Below are 12,801 nucleotides of genomic sequence, written 5' to 3' on the forward strand. Positions count from 1 at the left end.
AACTTAAAAAGAAGAGGAAAGAAGGCCGTTCACCAAACCTTTTGCCTTCTTTTAAAACCAGATTTAAGAAAATATAATGAGTGCCTTGTTATCAGTCCCATATAGGGTAAGAGCCTAAAGTAATTACCAAAGGAGTTAAAGAGTTTGGGGGAATTGTACCCGGAATTGGGATATTCACACCGCTGATTGTGGTGGTGATGTTGTTGATACAATGGGTTAAAACCACTCATCGTATGGATGAACAGTATGCCAAAATCGAAATGGATACGTCCGATGAGTTGCCTACTTGGGTAAAATTGTCGCAAACAATAGATAAAAGTTGGTTGACTGAACGGATTTTGAAAAGCGATTTGGTTTACCAAGTTCCAAGTGAACGGGTGGATTGGTTTCCGTTGGGCAATTTTGAAGAAATCCGTCGCCATGACCCGATTGTGATGATGGGAGCATTTTTTGCAAAACCAAATTTGGCACAACGAGAGCGCATAAAAATACTGGAAACGCTATATGACGCTCGTCATCATACGCAAGAGCGACTGTGGACAGGAAGAAATTTGCGTACGAAAGAGGTGATAACGAACGCTCGTTTGTACCCTTCTTTTAGACTGGCATATACAGAGAAAATACTTAGTATTCAAAATACTACGTCTAACAGTTGGCAACAGGAGGAAGCTATTTATACCTTTTTTGTGCCCGAAGGTTCGGTCGTGACCTCTCTTTCTTTGTGGATAAACGGCAAAGAAGAAAGAGGGTATCTTACAACGCAAGCCAAAGCGGATTCTGCTTATAAAACGATTGTAGGAATGGAAAGACGTGACCCTTCCGTCGTTCATTGGCAGGAAGGCAATACGATGAGAGTGCGGGTTTTTCCGTGTACATCGAACGAAAATCGCCGTTTTAAAATCGGAATTACCTCACCCCTTCGATTAGACCAAAACCAGTTGGTGTACGAAAATATCTATTTTAAAGGCCCTAACAATACCCAAACTTCTGAGACAGTTAAAATAGAGTTAACGGAAAAAGTAACAGCACTGAATAGTCCTTGGGAAATTGATGGAGAAACGCTGATTACTCATCAGGGAAAGTATACGCCCGATTGGTCGGTACGTTTTGCGGCAAAGTCTTTATCTACGGAAAAATTTATTTTTCAGGGAAAAGGTTATCAGGCGGAATCGTATCAGTCTGTTTATGAGGTGTTTTCTCCGACAGCAGTATATTTAGATGTCAATGAAACATGGCGTTGGCCCGAGTTTGAGGCGATTTGTTCCCAACTTAATTACAGGAATGTGTGGGTATACGATGACCAACTTATCACTATTACTCCTCAAAACGCGAAAGAAATGTATACAAAACTGGCTCAAAACCGTTTTAGTTTGTTTCCAGTGTACCGTATTTCCAATCCTGACAAAGCCTTATTGATTACCAAAGGAGTGGCCGAAACGCCGTCTCTAAAAGAAATAAAAGAAAGTATTTTTGCCGAAAACTTAACCAAAACCGCCGAAAAACTGCCCTCCATTCGCACTTTTTGCTTAAACAATGCACTTTCTCCTTACCTAAAAACTTTGCAGGAATTGCGTTTATTGGCCGTCATTCATGGTTCGGCGGATGAACTGCAAACCTTGCTTCAAAAACGTCAATTTAAACCTGTATTAGAAAACAAAAACCGGTCGGTTGCTTTTGTTGAATCAGCACAAATGACTATTAAAGAAGTAGAAAGCAGTGCAGAAACTACCACTTTGACTGGGTTAAAAGCTCCTGACCATTTACTGAGACTTTATGCTTATAACCATATTTTACAGCAAATAGGAGGCCACTATTTTCAAAAAGACTATTTGGTCGACTCGCTGGTAACGGAAGCCGCCCGCGCCAATGTAGTAACTCCCATTTCAAGTTTAGTGGTCTTGGAAACCCAAGCCGACTATCAGCGATTTGATATTAAGAAACCGACTGACAGCCGCTCTCAAAAAATCGGGAGCTGTACCTGAACCACATGAGTGGGCATTAGCAGTTTTACTGATTGGGCTCATCATGTACGCTTACGCCCCAATGCCCATCTTTTCTGAGCCTATAACAGCCATGGCCGGCGTGGCAGTTCTTTTAACAAGTCTGCCGCGTCGGCGTAATTTACCTACCTGGCGTTTGACCTTGGCGGTCATACTGATGGCAGCATGGGCTTTTGTAGTGCCGATGCGAACGATTAAGTATTTTTTAGTACTTACCACCCTACTTTGGTTGATTGAAAGCAGTTTTTCCCGTCAACCTCTGTGGCTTTGGGGAGTAATAGGGGTGGTGGTATCTCCCTTATTCCAATACTTATCAGAAGTTTTCAGCTTTCCCATTCGACTTCAAATCAGTGAATGGGCGGGTTGGGTTCTTATGCATATCGGTTATTCAGTTCAGGTATCAGGAAACGTGCTTACGCTCCACGACGCAAATTTTAACGTAGACGCCGCTTGCATGGGGCTTCATTTGTTGGGTTTTTCGTATTTAGCAGCCGTATTTTTAATAGGCCAATCGGCAAAGAAAACAGGCAGGTTCCTTTCAATTGGGTGGATAAGCACTGTATTCGTCTTGGTCTTCGGGCTAAACGTAACTGCCAATTTAATGCGAATCATCTTATTGGTTGTGGGTGGATGGCCTGCTGCTCATCCATTGCATGAATTGGCGGGACTGGTCTGTGTGTTGGTCTATGTTTGGTTGCCTTTGGGAATGGTAGTAAAATATCTAAACAAATCTCAAAATCAGGATGGGTTAAAAGTCAATAATGTTTCCAATGGATTTAAAATCAAAGATTTATCTTGCACAAAAAGCGTGCTTTATGTCCTTGGCGTGGGGATAGTAGCATTCATTTGCGTTAAAAAATCTACCGATTCTGAACCTACTTATCCTGTGACATCTGTGGAAGGGTATGAGCAAACGTTATTGTCAAAAGGGATCAAACAATTAAAAAATGCAAATTCCTTAATCTACCTCAAAAATATCCCAACTTTCTACAGCGTCGAACACAGCCCTTATGTATGCTGGCAAGGAAGCGGGTACGAATTTAAAGCCATCAGCGAAATTCAGGTGCAGGGAAAACGGATGTATAAAGCAAAAATGACGCAGGGTACTCATTGCCTTTATACGGCGTGGTGGTTTTCGGACGGCCACTTACAAACCAACAGTCAATTGGATTTTCGTTGGCAAATGATGTGGGAAAAGAAGCATTTCCATTTAGTCAACGTTACGGTAAGTCGGGAAGAGGATTTGGAATGTTCTATAAAACAAATGCTCAACACGTCGGTGTCGAGCATTTGAAAAGAATAGTTAAATGGATTATTTGCCTCCTAATGGAATCAAAATTCCGATGGAGCCCTGAATATTGCGATACAGCGCTTTATCGGCTTTAGGGGTATCTTTGTCATCATTTCCTAAACCATAATAGTAGCGACCTTCAATCAATAACTTGGCGGCTCCTAACCCTAAAGAAATCCCTGCTCCACCTACTGCACCATATTCAATGCGTGGGTCTCCGCTTTCAAATTTAATTTTTTCAGTTGAATTTACACCATTCAGCACAAATTTAGCATTGCCGTTTAGTGCATAACTTCCATAGCCACCTGCATTCACAAAAAATTTGAGGTTTCCGCCACCAAATCCTACTTTAAGCAGTACAGGGACTGTTATGGTATTGGTTATAGCTGTGGCCAAAAGATTTGCATTAGGTTGTGTAACAGTTACTTTCGCTCCTACCTGATTGTACAAAATCTCGGGTTGTACTGAAAAAGTTTCCGTTCCCAAATTCAAAATAAGACCCCCATGATAGCCTAACACGGATTTAACGGTTGCTCCTGTAGTTGGGGGGGCTGCGAATGTGCAATAATTGGCGCCTCCTCTCAAACCTACGCTGAATTTAAATCCACCATCAGCTTTGGGAGCCGCTTTGGGCTTTTCTACTACTTCGGGCTTTGGGACCGACGGAGTTTTAGCAGGCTTTTGGGTAGTTTGAGGCTTTGTCGTGGTTTTCGATTTGGAAGGCTGAGTCGTTGTTTTTTTAGGCGTTGTCCCATGCAGTTTGTCGTACTGCTCCTGCATACTTGGAGTTGGCTGGGTAGCAGGGGTAGTTGGTTTGGTGGTCTGTGCCTGACCTGAGTAATTAACTCCTGCAACTAATAAAGCGCCTAAGAGAATCTGAGCGATAGATTTGTTTATCATTTTGTGTACGGGTTTGAGAGCAGTATTTGTAAAATAACGGTTTTAGACGCACAAAATTCGGTTTTTAACGCGTATTTTTTTACAGGGTTACTACTGTTTTACAATAGGTGTTTCTACGTGTTTTTTCGATTGCCTCTAAAAAAATCGCCGAGACTTGTTTTGAAGAAGCCTCGGCGAACTGATGTAGTTATTTAGTTTTTTCGCAGATAAGTATGTATTGAACTGTTACTTTCGCTAATTCACCATTAGAATTACCGCAAATCAATCACTTCTACACCTTTGTATTGTTCAGTATCGAAAGCGAAAAATTTATCTTCCACTTTCACATTGGGGGTGAATTTGTCTACTTTGAAAACCAAACGTTGCCCATTGCGCTGTGTCACTTTCCAACTTTTAACGGACTTGTCTTTTTTATCTACTTTGATTTGCACTTTGGCTATTTTGCTGTCCTTTTTATCGGGCGAAAGTTCCACTACTTCATACACTCGTCCGCTTTCGGTAACTTCCTCAATGAACATGTACTTGTAGCCTTTTTTGTAAATGGTATATATTTTTGTGGGGTCTATGTCTCCTGAATCTTTAGGGTCGTAGGTGTTAACGGTTGCTTCGTTGCTTTCCTTGATATAGGTAGTCATGGTTTTTCCATCGTTGAAAATCTCCTGACCCGCCATTTTTAGTCGATATTTTGTGCCTTTTACGGTGGCATCGCCTTTTAAACTTTCTTTTGCTCCCAGCCCTTCATTTGTATAGGTGAAAGCTACTTTGAAAGAAGTCATTGTTTTGTACTTATTGCTCATTCCATCCAGAATGGATGTGGCACGTTTGTCACTTTGTGCAAAAATACATTGGCTCATTAAAAGAGCCGCAACTACCAGCATTTTTCTCATTATCGTAAATTTGATTGACTATACTATAAGATGGTTTTTTAGAATAATAGTTTAAAAAACTATACCACTTAACTAAATTTTGACGGGTAAAGTTACTATAAGTCGGTTGTTGGATAACTAAGAATCGACAAAATCCTGATAAACATCTGCTAACTTTAAAAACAATCAGTTCATGTTCTTTAACATTTGTTCTAAAGAGGCCATGTCAGTAATCAACACTTCACGGGCTTTGCTACCCTCAAAAGGACCAACAACACCCGCCGCTTCCAACTGATCCATGATGCGCCCCGCCCGGTTGTAACCCAACTTGAGTTTTCGCTGAATCAACGAGGTACTCCCCTGCTGACTGACCACGATAACCCGTGCGGCATCGTCAAACATAGGGTCGCGGTCGGCCAAATCAACTGACTCTTTATCTCCAACTTCTTCGTCACCGCTAAATTCAGGCAAATTATAAGCGCTGGGATAACCGCGTTGGTTGCCAATAAATTCGCATACTTCATCAATTTCATCAGTATCTGCAAAAGCACATTGCAAACGAATCATATCCGAGCCAGTGGAGAGCAGCATATCTCCCATTCCAACGAGTTGTTCGGCACCGCCCGTATCCAGAATCGTGCGCGAATCTATTTTAGAAGTAACCCTAAACGAAAGACGAGCCGGAAAGTTCGCCTTAATTAACCCCGTAATTACGTTGACCGAAGGACGCTGGGTAGCCACTACCAAGTGAATACCAATGGCGCGGGCCAATTGTGCCAATCGGGCGATAGGCTGCTCTACTTCTTTTCCGGCGGTCATCATCAAATCTGCCAATTCATCAATGACTAATACGATATAAGGCAGGAATCGGTGGCCGCGCTCGGGATTTAATTGACGCTGAATAAACTTAGCATTGTATTCTTTAACATTACGAACACCCGCTTCTTTGAGCAAGTCGTAGCGGTTATCCATTTCGATACAAAGTGAATTTAAGGTATAAACCACTTTTTTTGTATCGGTAATAATCGCTTCGTCGGTGTTGGGAAGTTTGGCCAAGAAGTGCCGCTCAATTTTGTTGAACAACGTAAGTTCTACCTTCTTGGGGTCAACCAACACAAATTTGAGCAGAGCCGGATGTTTTTTGTAAATCAACGAAGCCAATAATACATTGAGTCCTACGGATTTTCCCTGTCCTGTTGCCCCTGCCATGAGTAAGTGGGGCATTTTGGCAAGGTCTGTAATAAAAAATTCGTTGGAAATGGTCTTTCCCAACGCTACGGGAAGGTCAAAGGTGCTTTCCTGAAATTTCTTACTTGCCAATACCGAACGAATTGAAACCATCTCTCGGTTTTTATTCGGAACCTCAATTCCAATGGTTCCTTTGCCCGGCATAGGCGCAATGATACGAATACCGAGAGCTGCTAAACTCAAGGCAATGTCATCTTCCAAGCTTTTGATTTTAGAAATTCGTACGCCGGCTTCGGGAATAATTTCGTAAAGCGTTACCGTGGGTCCAATCGTTGCTTTGATACTGGCAATGCTGATGCCGTAATTCCCAAGGGTTTCAACGATGCGGTCTTTATTGGCTTCCAATTCCTCCGAGGTTACTTTGGAATTACCTTCACCACGATTATGGAGTAGATCAAGCCTTGGAAACTGATAATTGCCCAATTCTAAAGTAGGGTCATAAGGCCCGTGTAAGGCCACCAAATCGTCGGTCGATTGGTCTGCACCGGCAAAAGGAACAACGGGGATTTTGGTGGTTGTTCCCGAAATAGGTAAATCTGAATCGGCTTTTGCGGTCGATTTTTCTCCAAGGTCATCGGCATTTTCTACGATGAGCGTAAGGTTTGCCGCGGGTTTTGGAGTCGGTTTTCCGTTAGAAGAATTACCGTTCAATTCAATGGATTGTCCATTTATCAAATCGGTTTTAAGGGGTTCAGGCTTGGGACGAACAGCTGGAGGGGGGCTTTTTATAGGTTCTTCGCTTTCAATGTCATCCCCATATTTGTCTTCTTCCGAAACCACTTCAAATTCAACGGGTTGTGAACGCCTTCTGAGTGGTTTCTCAATCAAATCCGCAAACTCATCAAAAGATGAAATGTCGTGAAAGTAGACCAAAATTCCCCCTAAAATTCCTAAAATCACAAACAAGCCGCCCCAACCAATGTAATGATCAAGCAGTGCGTTGATTTCGTAGCCAATACCGCCGCACAGGAAACTGAAATGCTGAGCAGAGCTGGTTTGCAAAACCAAAAAACCAAAAAAGATGCTTATCCAGAAAATATAAGCCAGGGTCACCTGAGTAGTACGTTGCAGAGGCAATAATTCACGTTTACGGGCAATTTTATACCCAATTAAAAACAGTAGAAACGGGAATCCCAAAGCGGCTACCCCAAACCAACGAAAAATAAAAAAGTGGGAAAGGACCAATCCAAAAAATCCCATTACGTTTTTGGTTTCACCCGCAGACACGCGCATCCGGGTCGAAAATGCCGAATCCACGACGCTTTGGTCGGCAGCTCCTGTGAACAAATACCACACAAAAGCGCCCATCATATAAAGTGACAAAAACACCAATACCCAGCCCCACATTTGCAGGTTGCGAGGATTGGAAGTAGAAGCCGACTTACTAATCGGAGCTCTTGTCTGCCCTGTATCGCCCGTCGTAGTTTTACGTTCGCGTTTAGGCAGCGTTGAAGGAAAAACGTTCTTGGCCATCTACTGAAAAGGTTAATTGTTATTTGTTATCAGCGGTTAATGCGTCTTAGGAAGAGAAGTTGGCGTAGCTACGAACGATTTTGTTATATAATAAAAATCGTCGAACATTCCGCGGGCAGAATGTAAAATTGCATTTGCGTTTCGAAGTAAATTGTGCGTGAGCACTTTATGGGGTAAAATGTAGCTTTAAACTAATGCCTTACAAATTTGTTTGGCCAAACCGGGACCTTCATAAATAAAGCCTGTGTAAATCTGTACCAAACTTGCACCTGCATCCAATTTCGCTTTTGCGTCTCCGGGAGAAGAGATTCCTCCTACTCCGATAACGGGAAATGCCCGATTGGATTTATCGCAAATATAACGAATTACTTCGGTCGAACGATGTGTTAGAGGTGCCCCGCTTAGGCCACCGGCTCCTATTTTTTTTATTTCGTTGTCGTCGGTAAGCAAATCAGCACGGCTGATGGTGGTATTGGTGGCGATTACACCCGCAATTTTTGTGCTCGTCACAATCTCAATAATGTCGTCTAATTGACTGTTAGTGAGGTCAGGAGCAATTTTTAATAAAATAGGCTTTGGCAATGACGAATACTTTGCTGCCAATTCCTCGGCTCTTTGCTTTAGTGCCGCTAAAATCTTCATCAGGGGTTCTTTTTCCTGCAAATCGCGAAGCCCGGGCGTATTTGGCGAACTAACATTGACGACAAAATAATCCACAACTTCATACAACGCATCGAAACTTTTTAGATAATCATCAAGTGCATTTTCGTTGGGAGTAAGTTTATTTTTGCCAATATTTCCTCCAATCAGGATGTTTGTTTTGCGTTTGCGAAGCCGTTCAGCTGCTACAGAGGCCCCATGATTGTTAAAACCCATACGATTGATGAGTGCTCGGTCGGGTTTGAGGCGAAACAAACGGGGCTTTTCATTACCATCCTGCGGTAAAGTCGTAACCGTTCCGATTTCTACAAATCCAAAACCCAAACAGGCCAATTCGTCCATGAGTTCGGCATTTTTATCAAAGCCTGCCGCTAATCCCACGGGGTTTTTAAACTTTAAACCAAAGACTTCCCGTTCCAAAGAGGCATGTTCATAGTTGAACAGTTGCCTGAAAACAAACGGAATGCCAGGGATTTTGAATAAGAATTTTAGGGTTCCGCATACAAAATAATGCACCTGCTCGGCGTCGAAGCGAAACAAAATCGGAAGGATGAGCCACTTATACATGGCCGCAAAGGTAAGCAAAATCAAAATTGATTATGCCAAATCAATTTCTTTTGCCAAATACACATCCTGCACGGCATTGATTAGTGCGACTCCTTCTTCAAAAGGCCGTTGAAAGGCTTTTCTTCCTAAGATCAGTCCGGTTCCCCCCGCCCTCTTGTTAATAACAGCGATTTTTACTGATTCGGTCAAATCGGAATCTCCTTTTGATTCTCCTCCCGAATTGATTAGACCGATGCGTCCCATGTAGCAGTTGGCCACTTGGTAGCGGCACAAATCAATGGGATGGTCGGATGACAATTTCGTGTACATTTCGGGCGCACTTTTTGAGAAGTTGATGGCCGTAAAGCCTCCGTTGCAATCGGGTAGTTTTTGTTTGATAATATCGGCCTGAATCGTTACTCCCAAGTGATTGGCCTGTCCCGTAATGTCGGCAGCGGTTTCGTAGTTGATATTGTCTTTTTTGAAACCGTTATTACGGGTATAACACCACAAAATGGTGGACATTCCCAATTCATGGGCCCTTTCAAATGCTTTTGATACCTCAATGATTTGACGGTTAGAGCCTTCTGAACCAAAATAAATGGTGGCTCCAACGGCTACGGCGCCTAATTTCCAAGCTTCTTCAACCGAACCGAATATGATTTGTTCGTACTTTGTCGGGTACGTCAATAGTTCGTTGTGGTTGATTTTTACGATAAAAGGAATTTTGTGGGCATATTTTCGGGCCACTATTGCCAGATTTCCAAAAGTGGTAGCAACGGCATTACATCCTGCCTCCATAGCCAAACGGACAATGTTTTCGGGGTCAAAATAAAGAGGGTTTTTGGCAAAAGAAGCCCCTGCGGTATGTTCAATGCCTTGATCAATCGGTAAAATCGAAACATAACCCGTGCCCGCCAATCTTCCGTGATTATACAAGGTGGCCAAACTGCGAAGAACCGGAATACTTCGGTTGCTTTGCGCAAATATAGTGTCAATAAAATCGGGTGAAGGGTGGTGTAAAAGATTTTTTGAAATCGTTTTACATTCATGCCCTAACAGGTTATCGGCATCTTTACCGAGATACGCTGTAATTTGCTGATAGTTCATAACGTTGTTGTTTAAGAAGCTTGGAAATGATTTTACTTTTTCATTTTTACCAATACTTTATCAATTCGTGCCCCGGCCATGTCGAGTACTTCAATAATAAAACCGTGCCATTGAAGTTTATCGCCTGTTTTGGGAATCCGACTCAATTCTTCCAATAAAAGCCCGCCAATGGTATTAAAAGGTAAATCCTCTTCGAATAAATCTGTACGATCAAAATAACTCAAAAAATCGTAAAAGGTCATTTGCCCATCGACGTTAAAAGTACCGTCTTCGCGTTGGACAATACTCGTTTCATCATCATAAATGGTATCGCTGACATCACCTACCAAGGCCTCCATAAGGTCGTTGAGAGTCAGGAGCCCCTGCATAGCACCGTATTCGTCCGTTACAATGCCATAATGTTGGTGGGTTTCCTGAAATCTTTCTAAGACTTTATACGCAGAGCTGTTTTCTGGAATGTAAAGTATCGGTTTTTTAATGAGGTGTAAATCAATGGGTTGGTTTTTCATCACCTGCATAAAAATGTCTTTCATCATCACTAAGCCTATTACCTCGTCAATACTTCCCTGGCAAAGGGGATAAATGGAGTGAATTTCATCGGTGATTTTTTGACGGATTTCTTCGGAGGTATCGTCCACGTCAAGCCATACCAATTGGGTGCGGTGAGTCATCAACGACGATACTTTACGGTCGCCCAAGTGAAAAACCCGTTCCATAATTTCCTGCTCTATTTCCTGTACCTCTCCGCCTTCCGTACCTTCCTGAATGATGGCTTTAATTTCTTCCTCGGTTACTTTACTTTCGGCCGACGGTTTAATTTGTAGAATTTTAAGCAACAAATCGGTGGTGTTAGTCAAGAGCCATACAAACGGGGCCGTGATTTTTGACAGCATTTGCATAGGCAAGGCCACTGCTTTGGCAATTCCCTCCGGATTGATGAGCCCGATACGTTTTGGTAATAACTCACCGATAACCAACGAAACAAAAGTAATCATGACCAAAACTCCTCCTACTGCTAAGGGACGACTGTAGGTTTTTAAAAATTCGTATTGATTGAGAAAGTTTTGAAAGTCGTCGGTTAACGTTTCACCTCCAAAAATCCCCAGTAAAATTCCAATCAGGGTAATGCCTATTTGAACTGTAGAAAGAAATTGGTTGGGCGAATTGATAAGCTCTAAGACGTGCTTTGCTGACTTACTTCCTCGCTTTGCGGCACTTTCCAATTTGATTTTTCGCGACGATACGACGGCAATTTCTGACATGGAAAAAATGCCATTCAGTACAGTCAATAAAAAAACAATAAAAATCTCCATTTAAATTGGCTTATGGTGAACTGATTCAAGGGGGGCAGGTAATAAAGGGCAAGTTAGTCATTTTATCTTTTGCTAACTTACCCTTTATTACGTTATTTCCACCCTCCTCCCAACGCACGATAAAGATTGACTGTCGCTTGAAGTTGGCGTTTTTGGGTGTTTATCAAAGCCAACTGCCCTTGCAGTGCATTTTGTTGGGCAAACAATACCTCCAAATACGTGGCTCGCCCAGTGCGATAGAGTTTATTGGAGGTTTCAATTGAACGGGTCAGTACGGCAGTTTCACGGGTTTTGAGGTCGTACATTTTAACGAGATTGTTAAGATTAGAAAGTTGGTTGTTCACTTCTATATAACTGCTCAAAATCGTCTTTTGGTAATTGTACAATGCCTCAATCTGAACCGCTTGTGCACCTTTGAACTGTGCCTCAATGCCCGCACGATTGATAAGCGGAGCCGTGAGATTTCCTATCAACGAATAGGCCAAAGACTGCGGTGTAGTGAACAAAAACTTAGGACTAAACGCCTGAAAACCCAGCGAGCCCGTAAGATTGAGCGAAGGATAAAACGCTGCTCGTGCTGCCACAAGATCGGCTTTAGTGGCTAATAATTCCAGTTCGGCCGCTCGAATATCAGGGCGATTTTTAAGTAAATCCAATGGCAACCCTCCTCGTAACTGTGCAGGAAAGGGGCGAATGAAATGGCTTTTATCTCGCAAAATTGGCTGCGGAAAACGCCCCAATAGTAGATTGATAAAGTTTTCAGTTTCCGAAATGGTTTGCAACAACTCAATCTCTAAGTTTCGACTATTCAGGAGTTGCGCCTCAAACTGCTCCACTGCCAACTCATTGGCGGCGGCAGCTTGTTTTTGAACCGTAACGATTTTTAGTGCATCTTCTTGCAGTGTAATCGTTTGACGTACAATATCCAGCTCATTATCAAGCGAAAGTAAATCGTAATATGCCAGCGATACGTCGGCTACGATATTGGTTGTCACCCAGTTCTTGGCTTCCACACTTGACAAATACCTCGCCAAAGCCGCCTCTCGTTGGCTGCGAAGTTTTTTCCAAATATCGACCTCCCACGAGGCCGTCAACCCCATAAATAAATCAGGCAGATTGACAGGTATGAGTCTGCCCTCGGTGATGTCGGTGGTGGCATTCCCTGACCCGTCCATGGTGTAAAGTCCAAACTTGCGCAACGAAGCCGCCCCGCCACCCAACACCGTGGGCCGCAAAAAGCCTTCGGTCGCCCGTACATTAGCCCGAGCCATTTCGAGGTTCATCGTCACATTTGGTGAAAGTCGGGGTTTCCCATCAGGATGACTCTTTTGCGGAGCAACTCAAAACTCGCTCTTCCATACATCTGACGCTTGATATTTTTGAGCCTGTTTACC

9 protein-coding genes are annotated in these 12,801 nt (G+C 42.8%); 2 read left to right on the top strand and 7 right to left on the bottom strand.

The window, feature by feature from the left end; all coding sequences use genetic code 11:
- Positions 1-197: 197 nt before the first annotated feature.
- A complete protein-coding gene (locus tag Q0081_RS23070; RefSeq protein WP_298359264.1) occupies positions 198-1,982 on the top strand; it encodes an XrtN system VIT domain-containing protein in 1,785 nt (594 codons plus the stop codon).
- Positions 1,927-3,294 carry an exosortase N gene (gene xrtN, locus Q0081_RS23075; protein WP_298359240.1) on the top strand — a complete coding sequence of 456 codons (1,368 nt, stop codon included), beginning with the start codon at positions 1,927-1,929 and terminating at the stop codon, positions 3,292-3,294. Before Q0081_RS23070 ends, xrtN begins: the two co-directional genes overlap by 56 nt.
- 18 nt (positions 3,295-3,312) lie before the next feature.
- Here the strand turns inward: xrtN and Q0081_RS23080 are convergent, their stop codons facing one another.
- The 7 genes from Q0081_RS23080 to Q0081_RS23110 all read right to left on the bottom strand — a co-directional run bounded on the left by Q0081_RS23080 (position 3,313) and on the right by Q0081_RS23110 (position 12,690).
- Entirely contained in the window at positions 3,313-4,191 is an 879-nt protein-coding gene (locus Q0081_RS23080) for a porin family protein (RefSeq protein WP_298359242.1), read from the bottom strand.
- A gap of 251 nt (positions 4,192-4,442) precedes the next feature.
- Complete coding sequence (locus Q0081_RS23085; RefSeq protein ID WP_298359246.1) at positions 4,443-5,078, bottom strand: outer membrane lipoprotein carrier protein LolA; 636 nt, start codon at positions 5,076-5,078, stop codon at positions 4,443-4,445.
- A 165-nt stretch (positions 5,079-5,243) separates the two neighbouring features.
- Positions 5,244-7,778 carry a DNA translocase FtsK gene (locus Q0081_RS23090; protein ID WP_298359249.1) on the bottom strand — a complete coding sequence of 845 codons (2,535 nt, stop codon included), beginning with the start codon at positions 7,776-7,778 and terminating at the stop codon, positions 5,244-5,246.
- A gap of 186 nt (positions 7,779-7,964) precedes the next feature.
- Positions 7,965-9,005: a quinone-dependent dihydroorotate dehydrogenase gene (locus Q0081_RS23095; protein ID WP_298359252.1), complete on the bottom strand. Its 1,041-nt coding sequence runs from the start codon at positions 9,003-9,005 to the stop codon at positions 7,965-7,967.
- Positions 9,006-9,035: 30 nt separating this feature from the next.
- Positions 9,036-10,094 carry a class I fructose-bisphosphate aldolase gene (locus Q0081_RS23100; protein WP_298359254.1) on the bottom strand — a complete coding sequence of 353 codons (1,059 nt, stop codon included), beginning with the start codon at positions 10,092-10,094 and terminating at the stop codon, positions 9,036-9,038.
- 32 nt (positions 10,095-10,126) lie between these two features.
- Complete coding sequence (locus Q0081_RS23105; protein ID WP_298359258.1) at positions 10,127-11,407, bottom strand: hemolysin family protein; 1,281 nt, start codon at positions 11,405-11,407, stop codon at positions 10,127-10,129.
- Positions 11,408-11,499: 92 nt separating this feature from the next.
- Positions 11,500-12,690 carry a TolC family protein gene (locus Q0081_RS23110; protein ID WP_298359261.1) on the bottom strand — a complete coding sequence of 397 codons (1,191 nt, stop codon included), beginning with the start codon at positions 12,688-12,690 and terminating at the stop codon, positions 11,500-11,502.
- Positions 12,691-12,801: the final 111 nt, after the last annotated feature.

Origin of the sequence: Runella sp. (genome assembly GCF_027484545.1) — a bacterium.
In the GTDB taxonomy this organism is placed as follows: Bacteria; Bacteroidota; Bacteroidia; order Cytophagales; family Spirosomataceae; genus Runella.

What these genes read in the sequence shown, in the direction of transcription:
- Q0081_RS23070 (WP_298359264.1), top strand. Translation starts at nt 198, where the DNA reads ATGTTGTTGATACAATGGGTTAAAACCACTCATCGTATGGATGAACAG.
- Q0081_RS23080 (WP_298359242.1), bottom strand. Translation starts at nt 4,191, where the DNA reads ATGATAAACAAATCTATCGCTCAGATTCTCTTAGGCGCTTTATTAGTT.
- Q0081_RS23085 (WP_298359246.1), bottom strand. Translation starts at nt 5,078, where the DNA reads ATGAGAAAAATGCTGGTAGTTGCGGCTCTTTTAATGAGCCAATGTATT.
- Q0081_RS23090 (WP_298359249.1), bottom strand. Translation starts at nt 7,778, where the DNA reads ATGGCCAAGAACGTTTTTCCTTCAACGCTGCCTAAACGCGAACGTAAA.
- Q0081_RS23095 (WP_298359252.1), bottom strand. Translation starts at nt 9,005, where the DNA reads ATGTATAAGTGGCTCATCCTTCCGATTTTGTTTCGCTTCGACGCCGAG.
- Q0081_RS23100 (WP_298359254.1), bottom strand. Translation starts at nt 10,094, where the DNA reads ATGAACTATCAGCAAATTACAGCGTATCTCGGTAAAGATGCCGATAAC.
- Q0081_RS23105 (WP_298359258.1), bottom strand. Translation starts at nt 11,407, where the DNA reads ATGGAGATTTTTATTGTTTTTTTATTGACTGTACTGAATGGCATTTTT.
- Q0081_RS23110 (WP_298359261.1), bottom strand. Translation starts at nt 12,690, where the DNA reads ATGAACCTCGAAATGGCTCGGGCTAATGTACGGGCGACCGAAGGCTTT.